The sequence below is a fragment of the Bdellovibrio bacteriovorus HD100 genome, assembly GCF_000196175.1.
Taxonomy (GTDB): domain Bacteria; phylum Bdellovibrionota; class Bdellovibrionia; order Bdellovibrionales; family Bdellovibrionaceae; genus Bdellovibrio; species Bdellovibrio bacteriovorus.
Map to the genome: position 1 here is coordinate 2,063,699 of NC_005363.1, position 20,571 is coordinate 2,084,269.

The 20,571-nt window shown below is 50.4% G+C and carries 23 protein-coding genes; 13 read left to right on the plus strand and 10 right to left on the minus strand.

The genetic code is table 11. The annotated features are described in order from the left end of the window. The first annotated feature begins 33 nt into the window (after positions 1-33). Complete coding sequence (locus BD_RS09870; protein ID WP_041583551.1) at positions 34-246, plus strand: hypothetical protein; 213 nt, start codon at positions 34-36, stop codon at positions 244-246. Positions 247-250: 4 nt separating this feature from the next. Here the strand turns inward: BD_RS09870 and BD_RS09875 are convergent, their stop codons facing one another. Genes BD_RS09875 through BD_RS09885 form a run of 3 tightly spaced genes read right to left on the minus strand, consistent with a single transcriptional unit; the run spans position 251 to position 1,857 of the window. Next, positions 251-646: a DUF1634 domain-containing protein gene (locus BD_RS09875; RefSeq protein WP_011164599.1), complete on the minus strand. Its 396-nt coding sequence runs from the start codon at positions 644-646 to the stop codon at positions 251-253. Further along, positions 643-1,458: a sulfite exporter TauE/SafE family protein gene (locus BD_RS09880; protein ID WP_011164600.1), complete on the minus strand. Its 816-nt coding sequence runs from the start codon at positions 1,456-1,458 to the stop codon at positions 643-645. The genes BD_RS09875 and BD_RS09880 overlap by 4 nt, the downstream gene beginning before the upstream one ends. 9 nt (positions 1,459-1,467) lie before the next feature. Further along, positions 1,468-1,857, minus strand: a complete 390-nt coding sequence (locus tag BD_RS09885) for a hypothetical protein (protein WP_226988153.1) — start codon at positions 1,855-1,857, stop codon at positions 1,468-1,470. Positions 1,858-1,907: 50 nt separating this feature from the next. Between BD_RS09885 and BD_RS09890 the strand changes: the two genes are divergently transcribed. After that, the gene (locus BD_RS09890; protein ID WP_011164602.1) at positions 1,908-3,146 is read left to right on the plus strand and encodes an MFS transporter; all 1,239 of its coding nucleotides are present in this window, start codon (positions 1,908-1,910) and stop codon (positions 3,144-3,146) included. 3 nt (positions 3,147-3,149) lie between these two features. Here the strand turns inward: BD_RS09890 and arfB are convergent, their stop codons facing one another. Both arfB and BD_RS09900 read right to left on the minus strand, forming a co-directional pair. Beyond that, positions 3,150-3,551, minus strand: a complete 402-nt coding sequence (gene arfB, locus BD_RS09895; RefSeq protein ID WP_011164603.1) for an alternative ribosome rescue aminoacyl-tRNA hydrolase ArfB — start codon at positions 3,549-3,551, stop codon at positions 3,150-3,152. After that, positions 3,548-3,997, minus strand: a complete 450-nt coding sequence (locus BD_RS09900) for an OsmC family protein (RefSeq protein ID WP_048349861.1) — start codon at positions 3,995-3,997, stop codon at positions 3,548-3,550. The genes arfB and BD_RS09900 overlap by 4 nt, the downstream gene beginning before the upstream one ends. A gap of 141 nt (positions 3,998-4,138) precedes the next feature. On the opposite strand from BD_RS09900, the gene BD_RS09905 reads away from it, so the two are divergent. Together BD_RS09905 and BD_RS09910 are read left to right on the plus strand one after the other, a co-directional pair. Then, entirely contained in the window at positions 4,139-5,722 is a 1,584-nt protein-coding gene (locus tag BD_RS09905) for an Rnase Y domain-containing protein (protein WP_011164605.1), read from the plus strand. 128 nt (positions 5,723-5,850) lie between these two features. After that, positions 5,851-6,276, plus strand: a complete 426-nt coding sequence (locus BD_RS09910; RefSeq protein ID WP_011164606.1) for a response regulator — start codon at positions 5,851-5,853, stop codon at positions 6,274-6,276. Positions 6,277-6,343: 67 nt separating this feature from the next. Here BD_RS09910 and BD_RS09915 read toward each other — a convergent pair whose 3' ends face one another. Continuing rightward, positions 6,344-6,916 carry a hypothetical protein gene (locus BD_RS09915; RefSeq protein WP_041583552.1) on the minus strand — a complete coding sequence of 191 codons (573 nt, stop codon included), beginning with the start codon at positions 6,914-6,916 and terminating at the stop codon, positions 6,344-6,346. A gap of 207 nt (positions 6,917-7,123) precedes the next feature. Here BD_RS09915 and BD_RS09920 point away from each other — a divergent pair, with 207 nt between their 5' ends. The 3 genes from BD_RS09920 (at position 7,124) to BD_RS09930 (ending at position 9,936) form a co-directional block, all read left to right on the plus strand. Continuing rightward, a complete protein-coding gene (locus tag BD_RS09920) occupies positions 7,124-8,155 on the plus strand; it encodes a hemolysin family protein (RefSeq protein WP_011164608.1) in 1,032 nt (343 codons plus the stop codon). Between the two features lie 141 nt (positions 8,156-8,296). Beyond that, entirely contained in the window at positions 8,297-8,773 is a 477-nt protein-coding gene (locus BD_RS09925) for a hypothetical protein (protein WP_011164609.1), read from the plus strand. Further along, the gene (locus BD_RS09930; RefSeq protein WP_011164610.1) at positions 8,770-9,936 is read left to right on the plus strand and encodes a cation:proton antiporter; all 1,167 of its coding nucleotides are present in this window, start codon (positions 8,770-8,772) and stop codon (positions 9,934-9,936) included. The genes BD_RS09925 and BD_RS09930 overlap by 4 nt, the downstream gene beginning before the upstream one ends. An 18-nt stretch (positions 9,937-9,954) precedes the next feature. Here the strand turns inward: BD_RS09930 and BD_RS09935 are convergent, their stop codons facing one another. The 4 genes from BD_RS09935 to mutM all read right to left on the minus strand — a co-directional run bounded on the left by BD_RS09935 (position 9,955) and on the right by mutM (position 15,124). Continuing rightward, entirely contained in the window at positions 9,955-11,175 is a 1,221-nt protein-coding gene (locus BD_RS09935; protein ID WP_011164611.1) for a chloride channel protein, read from the minus strand. A gap of 106 nt (positions 11,176-11,281) precedes the next feature. Continuing rightward, positions 11,282-13,732 carry an acyl-CoA dehydrogenase gene (locus tag BD_RS09940; protein WP_011164612.1) on the minus strand — a complete coding sequence of 817 codons (2,451 nt, stop codon included), beginning with the start codon at positions 13,730-13,732 and terminating at the stop codon, positions 11,282-11,284. A gap of 226 nt (positions 13,733-13,958) precedes the next feature. Then, a complete protein-coding gene (locus BD_RS09945; RefSeq protein WP_011164613.1) occupies positions 13,959-14,174 on the minus strand; it encodes a hypothetical protein in 216 nt (71 codons plus the stop codon). Positions 14,175-14,311: 137 nt separating this feature from the next. Then, entirely contained in the window at positions 14,312-15,124 is an 813-nt protein-coding gene (mutM, locus tag BD_RS09950) for a bifunctional DNA-formamidopyrimidine glycosylase/DNA-(apurinic or apyrimidinic site) lyase (RefSeq protein WP_038449462.1), read from the minus strand. Positions 15,125-15,345: 221 nt separating this feature from the next. Here mutM and BD_RS09955 point away from each other — a divergent pair, with 221 nt between their 5' ends. The 6 genes from BD_RS09955 (at position 15,346) to BD_RS09980 (ending at position 20,568) form a co-directional block, all read left to right on the plus strand. Next, positions 15,346-16,233, plus strand: a complete 888-nt coding sequence (locus BD_RS09955) for a hypothetical protein (protein ID WP_011164615.1) — start codon at positions 15,346-15,348, stop codon at positions 16,231-16,233. Continuing rightward, positions 16,233-16,856 carry a hypothetical protein gene (locus BD_RS09960; RefSeq protein ID WP_011164616.1) on the plus strand — a complete coding sequence of 208 codons (624 nt, stop codon included), beginning with the start codon at positions 16,233-16,235 and terminating at the stop codon, positions 16,854-16,856. Before BD_RS09955 ends, BD_RS09960 begins: the two co-directional genes overlap by 1 nt. After that, the gene (locus BD_RS09965) at positions 16,853-18,271 is read left to right on the plus strand and encodes a pre-toxin TG domain-containing protein (RefSeq protein ID WP_011164617.1); all 1,419 of its coding nucleotides are present in this window, start codon (positions 16,853-16,855) and stop codon (positions 18,269-18,271) included. The genes BD_RS09960 and BD_RS09965 overlap by 4 nt, the downstream gene beginning before the upstream one ends. Beyond that, positions 18,268-18,657 carry a hypothetical protein gene (locus BD_RS09970; RefSeq protein WP_011164618.1) on the plus strand — a complete coding sequence of 130 codons (390 nt, stop codon included), beginning with the start codon at positions 18,268-18,270 and terminating at the stop codon, positions 18,655-18,657. The genes BD_RS09965 and BD_RS09970 overlap by 4 nt, the downstream gene beginning before the upstream one ends. Positions 18,658-18,808: 151 nt before the next feature. Further along, positions 18,809-19,453: a hypothetical protein gene (locus BD_RS09975; protein WP_011164619.1), complete on the plus strand. Its 645-nt coding sequence runs from the start codon at positions 18,809-18,811 to the stop codon at positions 19,451-19,453. Then, entirely contained in the window at positions 19,450-20,568 is a 1,119-nt protein-coding gene (locus tag BD_RS09980; protein ID WP_011164620.1) for a hypothetical protein, read from the plus strand. Before BD_RS09975 ends, BD_RS09980 begins: the two co-directional genes overlap by 4 nt. The last annotated feature ends 3 nt before the right edge of the window (positions 20,569-20,571 follow it).

Here is a 20,571-nt window from a genome sequence, read left to right on the forward strand (position 1 = left end):
GAGGATAGAAACAGCAAGGGGTTCTTTATTAGTATGGAACAAACTCCACCCAAAACCAAATTTCTGGATCGCTGGACGCCGCGGGTTCTTCGTGAGGCAAAACAGATTTTTCGTGAAAGTGGGATAAAAGGAGTGATCCGTCGCTACGGCTGGAGATTCTTTGCAGTGTTTTTTGCTTATTACCTGATCCGGGATGTCACCCTGTACATTCTTCTGCCGTGGTACCTGGCGAAGAACCTGCTGTAAAATACTACAGCTCAATTCCCAGAAGAAAACTTCCCACCAAGGCAACAAAGACCGCCAGCGCCATGATCGCAAGACCCTTGTCTTTTTGTTTCAGGAACAAAATGGCGGTCATCAACACCCGCACCAATGGCAGACACACCAACACCACCAGCCCAAACTGGGCAATCAACAGCGCACGATCATTCATTACCAAAGCCCACTGAATGTTTTCAATTAAGGGACGAGGCTCATAGACTGTAAAAGACTGCAGATTGTCACCATCGCGCCACCACATCCACAGCCAGCCCGCCAGCAGAAAGATCCCGGCGAACAAAACCCCGCCCCGAAGAATCTGACTGATGGTCAGCTCCAGATCATGTAAAGAATCTTTTTCAGGTGTTGCCTGCGGCGCTGGCGTCATTTCAACCCCTTGATGATCATCTGAATGGAAACAATACTTAATACCACCACAAAGATCTGGCGAATGCGCACGGCCGGGATTTTCACCATCGCTTTGGCGCCCACAAAAGACCCCACAATGATCCCCACCGCCACGGGTGCAGCAATTTCAGGGCGAACATCTCCACGCAGAAGATACGCCCCCGCACTGGCAGAGGCCGTCACACCAATCATAAAATTGGAAGTCGCGCTGGAAACCTTGATCGGAAGTTTCATCGCCCCGTCCATGGCCAGAACCTTAAAGATGCCACTGCCTATTCCCAGCAGGGCTGACATCACACCGGCACCAAACATCGCAAATAAACCCAGTGGAACGTTCTGCACTTTGTATTCAACCAGACGGTTGCCGCCTTCAGGATACACACCATCCAGCTTCAATTTTTCCGCCCAAGGGTGATTGACCGTGGCAATATGTTCACCGCGCTTTCGCAACATCATCAATGCGGAAAATAACAGGAAGGTTCCAAACAAAAGGAAAAGGAATTGAGCTTTGATAAATGAAGAAATCAAAAAGCCGACGATCGCGCCACTGACGGTCCCGACTTCCAGAAACACAGCCAGGCGCAGATTGGTCAAAGAATCTTTCAGGTAACTTGCCGCCGCACCGGATGAGGTCGCCACAATCGAAATCAAACTTGCGGCAATCGCATAACGAATATCGACGTGGTACACAAGCGTCAGAACCGGCACCACAATAATCCCGCCACCAAGCCCCAAAAGAGCCCCGAGGAATCCGGCAGCCATGGAAGTGAACAGCAGCAGTAACTCAAACATTGTGTCTGCTTACTTAGCACACTCGTGCAGTTTTACCAGACGAGCACCGAAATAAGTGTCTTTCTTTGTGAACTGCCAAGGTGGATAAGGCAGGAAGACCGCTTCCGCACACTGACCCGGCTGAGCCACTGCCCACTGACGGTCTTCGGAAGACGCCGTGAAGATTTCGTTTGTTTTAGTGTCCTTAATACCGATCGCAAAAGAGAACACCTGAGACGTGATATTTCCTTCAGCGCGTGTGACAAGCGCCACAGGGATTTCAACACGCTCAACACTGGTGATTTCACCAATTACAGTTTTAGAGAAGATCACACTGTAGTTAGCCAGCACCGCCCACAGGATCAAAACAAGAACCACCAAACCAATAACAAACTTCGTAAACTTCCAAATAGTTGCCATATCCATGGCTTATCGGTAAGTTTTAAACACGTCAACAAAAAGGACCCCCCGTGTTTTCCAAACAAGAAAAGTTCCTTCTCGCGATCCTGGCTTCCATACAGTTCAGTTCCATCGTGGACTTCATGATCATGATGCCGCTGGGGCCGCAGTTGATGCGCATGTTTGCAATCAATCCGCACCAGTTCGGACTCCTCGTGTCATCGTACACCTTCTTTGCGGGCCTCAGCGGCTTTGCCGCCTCTTTCTTTCTGGACAAATTTGATCGCAAGGCCTGCTTGCTGTTTTTCTTCGTTGGTTTCTCTGTCGGCACCGTGGCCTGCGGTCTGGCGCCAAACTATGAGATGCTGCTTTTGGCCCGCGGCCTGACGGGTGTCTTTGGCGGTGTCCTGGGATCGCTGGTTCTATCCATCGTCAGCGATGCGATTTCTTACGAGCGTCGCGGCAGCGCCATGGGGGTCATCATGACTTCGTTTTCCATGGCGTCCATTCTGGGAGTTCCCTTCAGTTTGTTCCTGGCGAATCAGTTCAACTGGCACGCTCCGTTTATCTTCCTGGGCTGCACTTCACTGCTGCTTTGTGTGGTGATCTGGTTCAAAGTACCGTCCATGAGCAAACACCTTGAAGGCGGTGTTAACAAAGAGCCGATGTGGAACACAATATCCCGCATCGCCAACAACAAAAACCAACGCCGTGGCTTGTATTTCATGTCATCTGTGATGTTCGGCCACTTTGCCATCATCCCGTTCCTGTCCCCGTCACTGGTGGCCAACGCAGGATTGAGTGAATCTCAACTGCCCTTGATGTACATGATTGGCGGAGCCTTTACGATCTTCAGCTCGCCATTTATCGGCCGCATGGCCGATCGCTATGGCAAACACAAGGTCTTCTTGTGGGGCGCTTTGGTGACGTTGATCCCGTATTGGGTGATCACCAATCTGGGGCCCAGCCCTCTGTGGGTGGTGCTGGCGATTTGTGCTTTCTTCTTTGTGGTTTCCGGCGGACGCATGATTCCGGCGACAGCCCTGGTGTCCGGCACAGCAAAACCGCAAAACCGCGGAAGCTTCATGAGTATCGTCAGCTGCGTGCAGCAACTGTCGTCAGCGGTTTCAAGTTACATCGGCGGATTGATAGTCACAACCGGTGCCAACGGAAGGTTGGAACACTATCCGGTGGTGGGTTACATTGCGATTGCTTTCACCTTTGTGGCAATCTTCCTGTCCCGCCGTATTGAGGCGGTCGAAGGCGGTGGCCCAGCTTCCGTCGAGCCTGTGGCAGAACCTGTGATCTAGCTTTTATTTTACTTTTTGCCGCAGAGTTTTGGTTTCAGAATGTTTGCGTTTGGTATCCAGACGCTTGCGCACAGAACTGCGGGAGGGCTTGGTGGCCACCCGTTTTTTCGGAACAAACAGTGCTTTTCTTAAAAGCGCATGAAGACGCGCAATGCATTCAGAACGATTCTGATCCTGATCACGATGCACATCACTGCGAATCAGAATATCCCCGTCCTCGGTCAACTGCGCGGCCAGTTTGGCCTGCAGGCGCAGTTTTAGTTCATCACTGATCACCTGGGAACTCATCAGATTCCAGCGCAGAATCGCCGCCGAATTGGTGCGATTGACATTCTGACCTCCCGGTCCGCGGGACCGGGCATAGGTGAAGTCAAGTTCGGCAAATGGAATCTGAATGTCGATCATGCCTTGGCGCTTTCAAAATCAGCCTGTCCCTCACCGATCTTCACATCGTTCAGGTACACTTCGTAATCAATCGGAGAGGCTTTCACAACCATCGCGCTGACGCCGCAGTACTTGGTCATGGACAAAACCACCGCTTTCATCAACTGCTCGTTTTTCATTTCGCCTTTTACGAGAAATTTCAGCTTTACGCGGTCGAAAATGGACGGATAGCCCGCCGTGGTGTCGGTGTCTGCATCCACACTGCAGGACTGAAGCCCGACTCTCATTTTCTGCAGGATGGAGATCACGTCCATTCCGGTGCAGCCGCAAATACTGGCCAAAAGCAGTTCTTTCGGGGATGGCCCTTGGTCCTTACCACCATCACTGCGTGAGTCCATTGCAACCTTGTGGTCGCGAATCTGCGACTCGAAGCCAATACCCCCGACCCACTTTGTTTGACACGCCATATGACCCATTAAAACCTCCTGCAGTGCGCTTGGAAAGTAGCCTACCGTCCATAACGCCAGAAGTAAAGGCCCCCATTACCGCGCAAAGGTTTGCAATGACCTTCCTTTGGGGAGTACAATAACAGGGTTAGGAGTACCCTTATGATTGCAATGATTGCTACAGCCATAATTGGAATTGTCGCCGGTGGTGGTTTGGGCTGGGCCTTGCACAAATTCTTCAGAGCGCGCACGCTGCGCCTGGCCCGTGAAGAAGCCCAGGATATTTTGGATGAAGCCAATGAAGTCGTTGAACTTCGCAACCTGGAAGAGCGAGAACGCATCCAGGAAATCGAAATGGAACTGTGGACCAAGGTGGAACCCGAGATGCTGAAGTCCGAAGGACGCATCGAGGATCTGCAGGAAGTCGCGAACGAAAGAAAAGCCAAAGCCGACGCCATCGTTCAGGAAGAAAAAAAGAAGCTTCAGGATCGTGAAGCGGACGTCAAGGTTCAGGAACAGGCCCTGCGTGGTCAGGAAGCTGAACTTGGAAAACTCAAGGAAGCGCAAAAAGCCCTGAACCAGGAACTGGTTCAGAAGCTGACAGAGCGCCTGGGAACTTCCGCAGAAGAATTCAAGACCCAGTTGAAAAACCAGATGGAAGAGGAATCCCGCCGTCGTGCCGCGCGCATGATCCAGGAAACCGAAGCTGACACCAAAGAACACGCTGAATCCGAAGCCAAGCGCATTTTGAGCCTGGTGATTGACCGTTTTGCCCGTCCTTACTGCGCCGAGCGCGGTATTGGTGCCGTGAACTTCCCGGATGCCCACATCCGCAAGCTGTTCTGTGATCCGGCGGGCAACAACATCAAGGCCGTGCAGGATGCCTGCGGTTGCGACATCATCGTGGAAGAAGGCATGGAAATGGTCGGCGTTGCCGGCTTTGACCCTGTTCGCCGCGAACTGACCCGCCGTACTTTGGAGCGCATCTTCAAAGAAAAGAAAAATATCAATCCTGACTTCATCAGAAAAATTGCTGAAAACCAGAAAAAGGAACTTTTCAAAAACATCAAACACGATGGCGATTCTTTGGCCAAAGAGTTGAAACTAGAAGGTTTGAACGCCGAGATCCGTCAGATGATGGGTTCTTTGCGCTATCGTTATTCCTTCACTCAGAATCAGTATTTCCACTGCGGTGAAGTGGGCTGGTTGGCGGGCCTGATGGCGGCCGAGCTGGGTATTGACATCAAGAAAGCGCGCCGCGTGGGTATGCTTCACGACATCGGTAAATCCATGGACCACACTGTCGAGGGCGGTCACGCCGTGATCGGCGCTGACTTTATCGCGGCACGCGGTGAAGCACCTGACGTTGTTCATGCCGTGAAAGCCCACCACTTTGACGAACAACCCAGCACCGATCATGCGTTCCTGGTGATCGCGGCCGATGCGGTTTCCGGGGCTCGCCCAGGTGCGCGCCGTTCGACAATCGAATCTTACAATCAGAAAGTTTCTGAACTGCAGGATATCGCCCGCAGTTTCCCAGGTGTGACAGACTGCTTCGTATTGAGCGGTGGTCGCGAATGCCGAGTGATGGTGAATGGCAAAAAAGTCGATGACACTCAGGCGATGGATTTGTCGCGCAAAATTGCGGCACGCATCGAAGAAGAGTGCAATTACCCAGGATCAATTAAAGTGGTCGTGGTGCGGGAAACTGTTGTCACTGAACAAACAAGGAAAGAACTCGCATAAGCAATGTGAGTTCTTTCTGTCTTTAAACAGACCTTCTATTAAAATCCCTTCATGCTAGCTCTTTTAGAAGATTCTCCGATCTACTTCGGTTTCAATTACTGAAGTAGCGACACACAGGGAGAATATTCATGGTCTTAGAAACTAATCTCGAAAAACAACGCACACCTCGCGTTCTGGTGATCGACGATAGCTTGGATTCTGTCAAACTCATGTCCCACATCCTTGATCACTACAAATGCGATGTCACGATGGCTTTCGACGGTCAAGATTCCATCCCACTTCTTGCGAACAGACATTTTGATTTGGTGATTTTGGACTGGCAAATGCCACAAATGGGCGGTCGTGACACTTTACTTTTGATGGATCGTCTTTTGACAGAAAGAAAGGTGCATAAGATCCGCCGGCCTATTCCGGTGGTGATTTACACCGGTCACAGCGAAGAAGAACTGGATCTGCCACTGGTGCGAAACTTCACCTATATGGGCTTTATCAACAAACGCCAGGCCTTCAGTTCCATGATGAGATCATTTAATTTTATTTTGCGTTCTATCTAAGGCAACTTAGGAACGCACGCAACGGGGCCTCGGGCGCAATCTCCGGGGCCCCAGAACTAACCGCCGACTAAGGCTTCGCGCACTGCCCTTGACTCTGGCAGCGGATCATTTCATAGCGGTGCTGATGCATCTCTTTCAGGGTGTATTCAAGCTCCACCTCAAACCCCTGAGCGGCAGAACCTTTCTGAGCGATAGAGAAAAACTCTTTCACAAAGGCAAACTGTTCTTTTTCAAAAGTCTGATTGGACGACGTGGAACGGAAGAACAGCGGTTTTCCAGAGCGGTTGTATTTAAGGAAACGAGCTCTTTGCTCCTGGGCTTTTTGCAAACCGCCACGAACATCTTTCCAGCATTTTACTTCGGCGATTTTCAGAACCTTGTTCAGATTGCTATCAAAGATCACAACATCCAGTTCACCAATCGTGCGGGAACCATCACCGTAGGCGATGCCCACTTCCACCTTGTACTGTGGAGCCGGATACAAACGCTGCATCTCCAGGCGGGCCACTTCTTCACAAATCGCACCAGAGTCTTCATAGCTGCGTGGAATGTCTTTGAGTTCAGCGAAGTCCTGAGTCCAGTCGGCAGACGCCGTTGAAACAGACAGCAAAAGACCAAAAATAATTGATAAAACCTTCATAAGCCCCCCTCGAGGCCCCCGTTTTGCCGAGTTGCGCCAACAAAAGCAACTACATTGTCCACGAAGCATATGACGCGATGCTTTTATAACCACCTGTCCTTAAAACGCAGCGCCCCTTTCCGGCAAGGTGACTGGCAGTGTATGGTCTGAAACCTATGGATCCTGACCCTTACCCGAAATACTCGTCCCTTTCCCGCAGGAGCGCACATGACTGAGTTCATCGTTGTCGCCGCCTGTCTTTTCATTAATATGCTTCTTTCTGGTTCCGAGATGGCTTTTGTCACCGTCAACCGACAACAGCTCAAACGCCTGGCACCGACACATAAAAATGCGCGTCGTCTGTTGAAATTGAAGGAAAACCCGGAACGGACCCTGTCGGTCATCCAGATTGGGATCACCCTGGTGGGTGCAATCGCGGCAGCCGTGGGTGGTGCCGGAGCTGAAGAGGCTTTAAGCCCGTGGCTGATGAGTGCCTTCACTCTGTCTGAACAAACCGCAGAGGCGGTGGCCATTGCCATGGTGGTACTGCCCATTTCCTACTTGAGCGTCGTCATTGGTGAACTTGTCCCAAAAACCCTGGCCCTGCGCAACCCGCTGGCCATTGCGCTTTTCACGGCACAAGGCTTGTACTTTGGCGAAAAGCTTCTTTCCCCGGCTGTGACCATTCTTGAATGGTCCACAAATGTCGTGCTGAAGCTGTTCACCTTTGGAAACTTCCACAAAGCGCCAAAAGAAACCCATATTGAATTTGAGGATCTGCCACAACAAACCAAACAATATGTGGTGAATCTGGTCAGTGCCGACAAGAAAATGGCCCGGGAAATCATGCTGCCCTGGAAAGATGTCATCTTCGTGCGCAAGACCGACTCCATCGAAGATGTTGAGACCATCATTATGAACTCCCGCCACACCCGGTTGCCGGTTCTTGATGGTGAAGAGGTTATTGGCCTTATCAACACCAAAGAATTCCTGACCGCGCGCCGCTACGGTGAATCTGAGTGGCAAAGCGTGATCCGTCCGATTCTGCGGTTTAAGGCTTTTGAACCTCTGTTCCGAATTTTGCTGAAAATGCAGGAACAAAAATCGCACATGGCGATCATCTATGAACAACAACACCCGATGGGTCTTGTGACCATGGAAGACATCTTCGAAGAAATCATCGGTGATGTCTTTGACGAAGATGATGATGGTCTGATGAAAAAGATTCTGGCATCCAAGTCCCGCCGTCGTCCGATTTAAAACAGTTTCATTTCAACAAAAGCCCAGGACCTTCCCGGGCTTTTTTTTTACACTGGACCTGGCAAGAGTGTAATATGCCACTTTCCATACAACTGAAAATTTTTCCCCTAAAATAAAAGAGACAGAAGAAAGGAGCATGCGATGACTCTTTTTCCGCTGGCACTCATACTGTTCTTTTCAACCTCCCCCAGCATTGCCAGTGAGGTTTCGGCCCCTCTTGCAGACTATGGCTCCATCACTTTAAGCGACGACAAAAAGGGACTTCAACTGCGACTTTCACTGAATGCCCCGCCGTTCACAATGTATTCATTCCGCCTGGTGAACAACTGCCAACAACAAAAACCCGAACATTTCCGTACACGACAGCCATTAGCCGGATCCATTATTACCAACCGTGAAGGATACGCCCAGTCCACACGGACCTTTCATCGAGAGACAATCCAGCGACTGCGACAAAGCGGTCTGAATGCCGTCGTGTTTTTTGTGCATGACCACAAAACACTGCGATTTCTTACCTGCAGCGAATTCAGAACCACCTTTATGGATCCTGAATACAACTGGTGGAACGAACAATTTTCCCCACTTCTTATACCTAACGAAGAAAGTCCTCGGCAATGAAGCGTGCGGCGCTGCTGACCGCCATTCTTGTGTTGGGACTTGTCCTGTCACAACTTCTGCCTGTTTATCTTGGCGAGATGCCACCGCATTATCCTGAAGCCCTTCAGTTGATGACCATGACACTGTTGGCATTCATCATGATACAGGTCGGACGAGAGTTTGCCATCGACCTGAAGAACAGACATCAGTATTTGGTGGACTATGGGGTGGCGGCCACCGCCGCCGCATTCCCCTGGATCTTTTGCACCCTCTACTTTCTGGCTTTTCTTATGCCGGAACAAACTCACTCATCCACACCCCCGTGGATCGAAGCACTGCTGGCGGCGCGCTTCGCCGCCCCCACCTCTGCCGGAGTGCTGTTTTCAATGCTCGCCGCCGCTGGTTTATCCGCGACGTGGACTTTTCGCAAAACCCGCATTCTGGCTATTTTTGACGACTTGGACACGGTGCTGTTTATGATTCCGCTTAAAATCCTGCTGGTAGGCTGGGCATGGCAGATGGGTGCAGCCATCTGCACGATGGCCGTCCTGCTTTTGTTAGGCTGGAAATTCTATCGCAGGCTGCGCTGGCCGTGCTCGTGGCCCTGGATAATTTTATATTCTCTGACTGTCACAGCCCTGAGTGAAATAACTTATGTCCTTACACGGGATGAACAAACCCGAGTGGGCATGCACATCGAGATACTTCTGCCTGCATTTCTTCTGGGCTGCGCACTTTCCACAAAGCATCCCAAAGATGTCATCGTGCCGGGCGAAAATCCGCCCGGCCTAAAAACGGAAGAAAAAGTGGGCTTAACAATTTCAGCGGCTTTCATGCTGCTGGTTGGACTTTCTATGCCGGCAGCCACAGGGGCAAATCCAGCCATTGTGCTGAACATGGAAATCCCCACAATCCTCTTGCATGTGCTGGCTGTCACGGTTGTCGCCAACCTGGGCAAAATGTTTACACTGTTCTGTTATAAGAAAGAAGCCAGTTTCAAAGAGCGCCTGGCTGTGTCCATAGCGCTATTTCCCCGCGGTGAGGTCGGCGCAGGAGTATTGGCACTGTCCCTGTCCTATGGAATTCAAGGACCGTTTCTGGCAATCGCCTTTTTATCTCTGGCCCTGAATCTGATTCTGACCGGAGGTTTCATTTACATTGTAAAACGTCTGATCTCTGCCTAAGTCCCGGATCTTCTGCTTTTAATTTTTCCGGCAAAACATCCATAGAAGCTGATCCCGCTTGCTACGCACGATCTTTTGATTCTTGTAGATTCCCAGATGTCCCGAAACAAAGTAAGCCACCACACAAGCCAATAAAGCGTAAGGGGCTATGCTCCAGCCAAAGATTTCACATGCCATCACTGCACACGCCAGCGGCGTGTTGGCGGCAGCTCCAAACACAGCGGCAAACCCCAGGGCCGCAAGCAAAGAAATCGACAGTGGCAACACCACAGAAAGTGCGCTTCCCAGGCCGGAGCCAACAAAAACCAGAGGAATAAACTCCCCACCCTTAAACCCCGAACCCACTGTCAGACCGGTGAAAAGAGTTTTATAGACAGGATCCACGAAGGACGCCGCTTGCGTGAAATAGTCCTGAATGACCGGAATCCCCAGACCCACGAAACGAAAACTTCCTTCCAGATGAAAGAGCAGCACCAACAAAACCCCGGCCACCAAGGGTTTCAGCACCGGATGCTTTACAAATCTTTTCTGCAGTCGCTCAACCAGATGTGTGAATCGCATGAAGACATTGGCGGCAAGACCAAACGTAAGCCCTGCCCCGAAGACCGCCACAAAACCCAGCGCGCTGTATGAAATCTCACCCACCGGACCAAACACCGAGTGCGGAGCCCCCAACAGACGGCAGATATAAAAAGCGACAAACGAAGCCACCAGACATTCCGCCACTGCAAACAGTCGAAGTCTTCCCACCTGAATCACTTCAAGGCCGAACAAAGCTCCTGCCAAAGGGGCACCGATCGCAGCACTAAATCCCGCCCCAGCGCCGGCAATCAAAAGCACCTTGCGATCTTCTGGCGACATTTTTATGAAGTGATTGAACTGATCCGCAAGACTGGCCCCCATCTGCACAGCGGTGCCCTCACGCCCCGCAGAGCCCCCGAAAAGATGAGTCAGAACTGTGCCCAAAAGCACCATCGGCGCCATTCGAAACGGAATGATATTGGAAGGGTCATGGATTTGTTCCAGAATCAGCCCGGTGCCCTTGTCGGTGTTCTGCCCATACTTGGAGTAGGCATAACCAATCAATGCCCCTGCCAGCGGCAAAAGCCAAATCAGCCAGGGGTGAGATTCGCGCCACAAGGTCGCCGCGTTCAGAGTGATTAAAAACACCGCGGCGGCCATTCCGGCCATCACTCCCACACCTGCACTCAAAAAAAGTCTTTTGATCTGAAACTTCATCTCTAAGGACTGACGCTAGTCCTGACGATAAAAACGGTCAAGGCTTTGAAAAAGAAAAACCCCCGTGGTTTGCACGGGGGTTTCAAGTTTTTGAATCAGCTCCGCCTTAAGAGTGACGGGACATGTATTCTTCCTGAGAGAAGTCATCCACCAGGATTGCGTCGTAGCGAACCGCATCGGATTCCTGGATCAACTTCAGTTCATCCTGAGTGATCACATTCTTCTGAAGGGCTTCATCCAGCAACAAGTGAACTTTCTTCTTAGGCAGAACACCTTCGCGGATGGCTTTTTTCACTTTTTTCTCTGCCGCTTCAGCTTTGTTCGTCACAGAGAACGCGTGTTCCAGACGACCGATAGCTTCGTTGCGGTCTGTTGGCAGATAGATACCATCAGACAGACGCTCACGAATACCACCCTCTTTCAACATCGCAGCAGCGATGCCGTGAGACCAGCCATCAGAAGCTTGAGACCCTACAGAGTTGATACGAGACCAAGCACCGATCCAGCCTTTGAAGAACCAACGCAGACCCGGGATTTTCAGGTTGTCGAAGATGCCATCAAAACCAGTCTGGATGTTCGCCATACAACGCTTCAGGTTGTAGTGAGCAAACGCCAGGTCTTCTTCACGACGACCTTCGTACTCGAAACGACGAAGAATTGCTGTCGCCATGTACATGTTCGCCAGGATATCCGCGAAACGACCGGTGATTTTTTGCTTTGCTTTCAACTGACCACCCAAAACACCCATCGCCACGTCAGACAACAACGCGAACGTTGCAGATGTCCAAGTCAAACGACGAACGTAAACTTTCATTTGCGGGTGAACATCCGGAGTGGATGCCAGGAAACCGCGAGAGCAAGACAACAGAACCGCACGGCATGTGTTACGAATAACGTGACCGATGTGACCCCAGAACGCTCTGTCAAAGCCTTTCAAATCACCCGCTTCCGCAGTTTTAACTTCCGCGTAAGCAAATGGATGGGCACGAAGAGCCCCCTGACCGAAGATCATCAAAGTACGAGTCAGAATGTTTGCACCTTCCACCGTGATACCGATTGGAGTCGCAATATAGATTTCTGCCAACACGTTGCGAGGACCCATAGAGATACCCGCTCCACCCATGATGTCCATGGAATCGTTGATCACTTGGCGGCCCATTTCAGTCGCATAGTATTTTTGCATCGCCGTGATAACACCCGGCTTGATACCTTTATCGATCGCGCCCAGGCAATAACGTCTCATGGCTTCAAGCTGGTAAGCGGCAGCCCCGATACGCGCCAAAGGTTCTTCAACACCCTCGAAGCGACCGATGGACATACCGAACTGACGACGAACCAAAGAGTGCGCAGACACAACACGAGCAGCCAATTTCGCGCCACCCGTTGCCTGAGCTGGCAAGGAGATACCACGACCTGCAGCCAGACACTCCATCAACATCAACCAGCCCTTACCGGCTCCGGCAACACCACCGATGATGGCATCTTCGGCGTTAACGATAACGTCTTTACCTTGAGTCGGACAGTTATAGAACGGAATACCCAGTGGATCATGACGACGACCCAAAACAACACCTGGAGTGCTGGAAGGGATCAACGCACACGTGATACCCACGTCTTCGCCTTTGCCCAGCAGATTTTCAGGGTCGCGCAGACGGAAGGCAAGACCGATCGTTGTAGAGATTGCCGCCAGTGTGATCCAGCGTTTATTCCAGTTCAATTTGATTTGCAGTTTTCCATCCGGACCTTTGAAAAGTACACCGGTGGAAGTGATGGAACCCGCATCCGAACCCGCCGTTGGCTCAGTCAAACCAAAGCAAGGGATTTCGTCACCCGTTGCCAGACGTGGAAGATAGCGGTTTTTCTGAGCGTCAGTTCCGTAGTGCGCCAGAAGCTCTGCAGGACCCAAAGAGTTTGGAACCATCACCGTGATTGCTGTGGACAAAGAACGGGAAGAGATTTTCATGATCACTTCCGAGTGCGCCAGCGCGGAGAATCCAAGACCGCCGTACTCTTTCGGGATGATCATACCCAGGAATTTTTCTTTCTTGATGATATCCCAGGCTTCTTTAGGGATGTCTTTGTCTTTGTGGATTTTCCAGTGATCCAAAACCTTGCACAGGTTGTTCACCGGGCCGTCCATGAAGGCTTGTTCTTCCGCCGTCAGTTGCGGATAGTCTTCTTTCAGAAGATTGCCGAAATTCGGGTTGCCAGAGAAAAGATCTTTCTCAACCCACACAGCACCAGCATCCAGTGCCGCTTTTTCTGTGTCAGAGATTTTCGGAAGGAACTGCATCTTCTTCATGAATGCCAGCAAACCGGATGTCACCAGGGCTGCACGCAGCGGCGTGATCAGGAAGATGATGGCGATGACAGCGTAAACCGCCAGCAGCCAGGTTGGCGCACCAAAGCCGACAAGAATTGCGGCCAGGGCTATCGCCCACACAATCAGAGGGCTTGAGAAAAAGCCCACAAACAACAGAAGTACCACAGAGCCCAATACCCACAGGCCCGTGTAGTTCTCCAAAAACATTCCATAGAATGAGCTGATAGAATCCACGATGAATCTCCTTTATTGAAATACACCAATAATTAGACTCAATAATGTGAGCATGTGCAAGCGCATCTGGCCCGATATCATTATATACACGGAATATGAGGAGAAATTGATTTAATCTTTGGGAGCAGAACTAAGCAACTTGGGTGATCCGGGGGGATGGAGAAAAAGCAAAAGCCCTCTTGCGAGGGCTTTCGTCGTAAACTTAAGTACTAAGCCTAAAGGCTAATTACTTAGTTTCGCCAGCAGGAGCTGCTTCAGTTGGAGCTGCAGCAGGTGCAGTCTCTGTAGCTGCTGGAGTACCTTCAGCAGGAGCTGCTTCAGTAGCAGTTGCTTCTGCAGCAGGAGCAGTTTCAGCAGGAGCTGTCTCTGGTTGGTTTTTAGAGCAAGTGAAGCCAGTTGTGAAAGATAGTGCAAGCAAAGCTGCTACTACGATTGCTTTCATTGATGATCCCTTCGTTATTTATTTAAGCTGACCTTGTTGACTTTATTGCCAACAGTGGGTCCGCGTTTGTTTTAAAACTCGACTAAGGCCTAAGTTACACAAAAATTGGCCCGCTTAGCAAACGAAATTTTGCAAAATTATTTTTGGCAACGCGAACACCAGAAGGTGTTTCGCCCGCCCAGAACTTTCGATTTCACCTGTTGCCCGCAAGTCACACAAGGCTCTTTGTCCCGACCGTAAACCCGAAAGCTTGTCTGAAAATAACCGCTTTCGCCAGAGGCCTGGGCAAAGTCGCTGATCGAAGATCCACCCGCCTTGATGGACTGAGATAAAATTTTTTTAATCTCGCCCACCAAAAGCGAAGCTCTTTCCAAGGACAGCTTTCGCGCCGGCAGCGTGGGCTTGATTCCGGCGGCGAACAACGCTTCGCTGGCATAGATATTCCCGACACCAACGACAACCTTCTGGTCCATTAAAGCCACTTTCAGAGCGACATCCTTGCCGCGCAGCTTTTCCCACAGCAGCGGTCCATTGAATTCCGCCTCTAACGGCTCCGGCCCCAAATCCGCCAATTTAGGATGTTTTAACGGGTCTTGAACAAAGTCAAAACAACCAAAACGCCGCGGATCGCGGTAAGCCAGGCGCAAGTCTCCGGAAAAATGCAGATATATATGGTCATGCAGCCGTTCATCTCCCGGCACCGCCACCCGCCAGGTTCCGGTCATTCCCAGGTGCGACAGCATGGCGCCTTTGGGCGTCCAGAGCAGCAAGTATTTGGCGCGACGCTCGATGGAGGTCAGCGGCTGACCAACCAGAGTGCTTATTTTTTTAGCAGGAATAGGCTCGCGCAGGTCTTTGCGCATCAGTTCGACTTTTTCCAAAATTGGCTGGTCTTTTAATATGGTCTCCAGGCCCCGGCGGACGACTTCGACCTCTGGAAGTTCAGGCATCACTCACCTCTTTGACGACCTCAGCCTATCATATTCTATGCTTTTGGACTCTTTCTAAGAAAAGAGAATGCACCATCCGACTTTCGGACACTTACGCAAGATCGTAACTATTTGTTTTTACTTGCATATAATCATCCAAAGAACCCTCACCAACCCCGGCACCAACCTTGCGATAGGGATTTACCAACAAGCACACCCAACCCAAGGAAAGGTCCTTAAATATGAAAAACGCCCTTATCGCCAGCCTCTCTGTTCTTCTCGCAGCCCAAACCGCCCTTGCCTGGAGCATCAGCATCGGTGGAACCACCATCAAAGGCGACGACCCGCAAATTGTCAAAGACGCCGAAAAAGCCGTAAAACACGGCGCCAATCAAGTCGCCAACGGCGTTCGAGATGTCTTTGCTGTCGTTGGCAACGCCACAGGCCTCACTGACGTGATTGATTCCAACACAGAAACTTTTGCCAATATCGGTCGTGGCTACGCATGCATGGCCACACTTTGCTACAGCGAGGTGCTTAGAAAAAAACAACTGGATGAAGCCGAAGCCGAGGCAAAAAGAGGATACGACCGCTATGTTGCGGAAAGAGTACAAGAGTACGAAACCTCCACCACCCAAGAAAATCGCGAAAAAGCTCTGAGTGCCTGGAAAATGGCCGAAAGCCGCTACAACATTCTCCTTGAAAGACACAAACTGACCATCGCAGAAATTGAAATCACACGCACTTTCCTCACGGGAGTTAATACAGAGATTAATTTCCGTAAAAAGCTGGCGGAACTCAAAGTGACCGGACGCCCTTTGAAAAATCGCGAGATGATTCCAGCATCTGAACAGTTCGCAAAAAGCTATAACCAAGACTACAATGCCGCCTTAAACAAGCTCAATGACGACATTGCGATGCTCAGTCAGGCAACGAAACGCACGCATGCTCAACTGATGGCGGAATTCCTGCGCATTATAGAACTCGATGTTCTTGCGGGCATGGCAAAAAACTCGATAGCACAATTTGAAAGACTCCAGCAGGAGATTCACAGCCTGAACATGTCTGTAGTGGATGCCGCAGCGGACTCACAAGCGTCACGCCATGCTTACGAACAGGAGCAATACTAATGAAAACCGTGAGCGCTTTTCTGCTGGTGATCCTTTTTACAAACATCACCCACGCCATGGGTGACCTGGAGCGAGGCATCCTTTTCTTCTCCAACATGTATTCGTTCGGGACTTTGCTGCCGGAAATCGAGGGCCGCATCGCTATAAAAAAACTCGAATACGAAAAGAAAAAAGTCGAGTTCAGGCAGCAGCTCGAATTGAATCGCCAGGAGTTGCGCAAGCAGTTCTTGCAAAGCGAAAGAACCCGGCAACAGGAGCACCGAGCCTTTCTTGTTGAGCAAAGACAACTTGTCCAGGACAAAAATTCCTCTTTTGCCAATACCGTCAACCTGGCCCAGGAGCTTTTCCTGGGAATCGTTTCCAGGCAGTCTTTGGCCGAAGAGATCCAAGCTCGGGCTTCGCAAGATCCAGACTTAACTGAGCAATGGGCGGCCTTGCTCATGGATGCACAAATAAACACTCCGCTCGCGCAGCTGAACATTGAAGAAGTCGAACGCCTGATGTTCACCGCACTGGATCTTCAATCATCCTTGGAAAGCGTGATGGAAAATATCCAGCTGCAAATTGAGTCCGTGGACTTTGATCTGCAGCTGATCGAACAAAAGCTAGGAACTTTACAATGAAACGATGGATCAGCCTCTTTCTGGCACTGACACTTCCATTTCAAGGCTTCGCAGCACATGTGCCCGCGTACACCGTGATTGATATTCAAATCAATCACGAAACCCCACTGACAATGGATTTCAAAATTCTTGGGAACCCGACTGACACCTATGAAATGCAGAAGCCCTACTACTTCCATGCCGCCGGTCGCTACTACACGGCTATCTACCAGGGAAGAGACCCAAAAGGCACAACACGCTGGAGCCACATTGATCCGAGCGCCCCCCCGGAGATGATCACTCAGGAGGAGACAGCGTCACCACCTCAAACACCACCGCCTACGCTGGACCAAAATACACATATTTCTGAGTCTGGAGGCGACAGCAGCACACACGACAACGCTATGGGTTCTGCGATTCAGACGGGCCTTGCTCAGGCGATCTACAAGGGTCTAATTTTCACTCCTGAATTCGAGGCAGAAATAGCCAAACTGAATCGGGAAATCTCCGCCAATCAAGAACAAACCTATCAAAACTATGAAGCACTTCGCAACTCTATGGCGGAATCCCACGTAAAGTTTGAGCTGGCGTTGACTGATTTTCAAAAAGCCTTGACTGAAAATGCAGCTCCAAAAACAGACTTTCAGTATACGTCTCCGGACCCCGCCCTGGTAAGTGAACTGCAAAACATTGAAAGCATACTGCGTTCGGTCCGCACCAGTAATCCTGCTCGCCGCGAATCCCGGGACTGGGGTCTTCGAATGGTGCGCCAGTCCGATCAGGCCTCCACGACGGGTGATACAGAATCCGCTGAGGCCTTCAAAAAGTACTCAGAAGTCTTCGCCGATCTTTCTGTAGGACTTGATCCCATTACGGGACCTCTGCGTGATGTGTACGAAGCCTTCACTGGGAAAAATCTGATTACCGGCGATACGCTGGACAGTTTTGACCGCACCTTCGCTGTCGTTGGAGCCTTGAGTTTCGGCTTTGGATCCAAGATCGGGAAAGGTCTTAAGATCTTTAACAAAATTAAAAATCTGGATTTCATAAAAGCGGCGGCGAAAACCGAAGCAGTGGTTCATCATATCGAGCGCAATGCTCCACAAAGTCGTGCCGCCTATGATCGGTACATTCGGGATCTAAGAAAAACCATGGACCGACCGACAATTAAAGATCCCGAACTGCGCTTATTTGTGAATGAACGTTATTGGAAGAACACTTCCACAGTCGGCAATGGCAGTACGGCTGCTGCCATTCGCATCGAGCGTATTGAGAACCTGCCGGTCAAAGGACGATACCACACCCAAAAAGGACAAAACAGCCTTGTCCATTTTGAAAAATGGCTGAAGAATAATCCCGAGGGTGACGCCAGTGATCGTGCGGCGGTTGAAAATATGATTATGGAACTTCGCGATGCTCTGGAGGGCAATCTATGAAAACTGATAAAGACTGGGTTGAGCTGGTACTGTCCCGCATGAAAAGGGGCCAAGAACATTTACAGCCTCAGATGGAAAAAGCTGTGCAAGAACAGATCGACATGCCCGAGCGACTGTGGGTGTACTATGCCCTTAGTATCCTGATGAGACATCCCGAACAAACCCGCTGGGATCTGCTTATGGCAGAACTGGAATCCCTTATCCAAGACGAAACCCAAGGGGACTTGTGCGAAATCATTTATCAGGAAGTTCTGGAAACTTTCGCCAATGCCATTTCCAACCAAAGCTTTGAACATCACTGGATCACTCCCCACATCGGCCCTTTATCCCGCGACTATATTCAGGCCTATGACAAATTCATGGGGGGCAAAACTCCGGGATTCTAAGATCCTGTCCCAATTCCAAGACTGAGGACAGCCACCCCCACGCATTCTTCTCTGTAAGCCCTTGTTCTTACGATGTTTTATAAATTTCACCTGTCAAGCTCCTTTGTGTCCGACCTTTGCAATAAGAACGGTCATCACCAAGGAGCCTTCCATGAGCAAATATCTTATTTCCCTTATCTGCCTGACTCTGACCGCTTGTGCGCCGCCATCTGAAGACCTCAACGACATCAAAAAAACGCACTCCAAACCTCAGATGGGCTTCTCCGGCCTGGTGATCATTCAACACTCTGAATTAGATACGGCTTCACCTCAACTTCCCCCGCAAATATCCGTGGACTTTGAAAAACAAACTTCTACGGGCAGACACTTGATGCTGTATAAATCCCCGGTCCGCCTTCAATTAATAAGCACATCAAGTGACTTTGTCTCCCTCGGTTGCAACGAAAGCACCGATATCGAACAAATGCCGGACTTTATAAATGTGGATACACTTAAAATTTGCGACCGTCATCAGATCACCCACAACAACCTGAATATCGTTGCCAACAGGGTCATCCTGGACAACGCAAAATTGGAATTCATCCCGACCCAATCCAAACAGGGTCACAATCGAATCGAAATTGTTGCCAGAACCTTTTGGCTTGAAGGACAAAATAAAATCACTCTTATAGGGAGCAAACTCCATGACGGTCGTTCTTTACCGCCTACTTTGTCTTTAGATGCAGGAACGCTCACCGGAGCGGGCCACCTGAAGGTGCTTTCCAAAGCCAATATCTTTTCTGTGAGTATAAAGTGAAGAAAATCATTTTAGCCCTGATGGCCTTTCTGATCTCAACTCAGGCCTGCGCCAAAGAAAACTCGGCTCTCCAATCAGTCCTGGAAGCCATGACCCGACAGTATCTGGACAGCTACGTGCGCTCGACCGTCATCAAAGAACTGGAAGAGTACGCTGGCAAAGCATTAGCCCAAGATCTCTCCGGAAAGGTTTCTACAGTTCTGGCCGTGGTCAATCTGGTTGATAACGTAAAACTATACAACGAGGCCGAATCCGAAAGTCAGCGCTACCAGACACTTTCTCAGGCGGTTGCCAACGCCGTAACACTGATTCCCGCGGTGGGTCCCGCATTGGGTGCACTGGTACAACTTACAGTGGTGGCTCAAGGCATGAGCGCCGCTTTGATTTCCAAAACTTACGCCCTGAAAACAGCGCAGCTCATTGCTGAAATCACTGCCATTGAAAAAAGCACCTCTGCAATAATTCTGGAGGAGTTCAGGAAGGAGGAGGCCGCCTTTACAACACTGATCGCACGGTCCGCAGCCCTGACTGCTTTAATCAATCAAAACTCCGCTCTGCTCAAATCGCAGTGCTATGGCTCCGACGACATTCACATTCCCAATCCAAAAGAATGCCTGAAAAGCTCGCTGTTACATAAAAACCTGCTTTACACGCAAATTCAGACCATGAGCCGTATAGTGAATTTCCAAGGCCGCTTTATCATCACGGCCACCGGAGTTTCACCGGAAATGCGTGAAAGCATGAAGCAAATTCTGACGACGGCGGAAGAAAGCTTTAAAACAATTCACAGCGTGATTCAGCAAAACATTCAGTCCATCAATGAAGACCAGGTCGTGGCCTTACGCCTCAAAGCGTCCCGCCGGGCCCGCTTTTATCGCTGCGAACGACTGATTTCGAGGGAATTGGCAGAAATCCACGACTCTCGCTTAAAAATTCAAACCAACGAAGAAGCCAGATTTTTCTCGGAGATCTCAATACAACACAGCCAACAGAACCTGATCGAACTGACGGACTATTCCTGCCGGGACTCCCTTCCCGAGCTTGATCCAGAGCTGTACAAACTTCTGCTTCAGGAAGGTCTCGGATCACTATCCTTATCACCAGCCCCAAACTGAAAC

Excerpts from the sequence above, each read along its gene's own strand:
- BD_RS09885 (WP_226988153.1), bottom strand. The coding sequence starts at position 1,857 with ATGGCAACTATTTGGAAGTTTACGAAGTTTGTTATTGGTTTGGTGGTT.
- BD_RS09925 (WP_011164609.1), top strand. The coding sequence starts at position 8,297 with ATGACTCTTTTTCCGCTGGCACTCATACTGTTCTTTTCAACCTCCCCC.
- BD_RS09920 (WP_011164608.1), top strand. The coding sequence starts at position 7,124 with ATGACTGAGTTCATCGTTGTCGCCGCCTGTCTTTTCATTAATATGCTT.
- BD_RS09965 (WP_011164617.1), top strand. The coding sequence starts at position 16,853 with ATGAAACGATGGATCAGCCTCTTTCTGGCACTGACACTTCCATTTCAA.
- BD_RS09905 (WP_011164605.1), top strand. The coding sequence starts at position 4,139 with ATGATTGCAATGATTGCTACAGCCATAATTGGAATTGTCGCCGGTGGT.
- BD_RS09975 (WP_011164619.1), top strand. The coding sequence starts at position 18,809 with ATGAGCAAATATCTTATTTCCCTTATCTGCCTGACTCTGACCGCTTGT.
- BD_RS09960 (WP_011164616.1), top strand. The coding sequence starts at position 16,233 with ATGAAAACCGTGAGCGCTTTTCTGCTGGTGATCCTTTTTACAAACATC.
- BD_RS09900 (WP_048349861.1), bottom strand. The coding sequence starts at position 3,997 with ATGGCGTGTCAAACAAAGTGGGTCGGGGGTATTGGCTTCGAGTCGCAG.
- BD_RS09955 (WP_011164615.1), top strand. The coding sequence starts at position 15,346 with ATGAAAAACGCCCTTATCGCCAGCCTCTCTGTTCTTCTCGCAGCCCAA.
- BD_RS09935 (WP_011164611.1), bottom strand. The coding sequence starts at position 11,175 with ATGAAGTTTCAGATCAAAAGACTTTTTTTGAGTGCAGGTGTGGGAGTG.
- mutM (WP_038449462.1), bottom strand. The coding sequence starts at position 15,124 with ATGCCTGAACTTCCAGAGGTCGAAGTCGTCCGCCGGGGCCTGGAGACC.
- BD_RS09910 (WP_011164606.1), top strand. The coding sequence starts at position 5,851 with ATGGTCTTAGAAACTAATCTCGAAAAACAACGCACACCTCGCGTTCTG.
- BD_RS09915 (WP_041583552.1), bottom strand. The coding sequence starts at position 6,916 with ATGAAGGTTTTATCAATTATTTTTGGTCTTTTGCTGTCTGTTTCAACG.
- BD_RS09945 (WP_011164613.1), bottom strand. The coding sequence starts at position 14,174 with ATGAAAGCAATCGTAGTAGCAGCTTTGCTTGCACTATCTTTCACAACT.
- BD_RS09870 (WP_041583551.1), top strand. The coding sequence starts at position 34 with ATGGAACAAACTCCACCCAAAACCAAATTTCTGGATCGCTGGACGCCG.
- arfB (WP_011164603.1), bottom strand. The coding sequence starts at position 3,551 with ATGATCGACATTCAGATTCCATTTGCCGAACTTGACTTCACCTATGCC.
- BD_RS09930 (WP_011164610.1), top strand. The coding sequence starts at position 8,770 with ATGAAGCGTGCGGCGCTGCTGACCGCCATTCTTGTGTTGGGACTTGTC.
- BD_RS09880 (WP_011164600.1), bottom strand. The coding sequence starts at position 1,458 with ATGTTTGAGTTACTGCTGCTGTTCACTTCCATGGCTGCCGGATTCCTC.
- BD_RS09875 (WP_011164599.1), bottom strand. The coding sequence starts at position 646 with ATGACGCCAGCGCCGCAGGCAACACCTGAAAAAGATTCTTTACATGAT.
- BD_RS09970 (WP_011164618.1), top strand. The coding sequence starts at position 18,268 with ATGAAAACTGATAAAGACTGGGTTGAGCTGGTACTGTCCCGCATGAAA.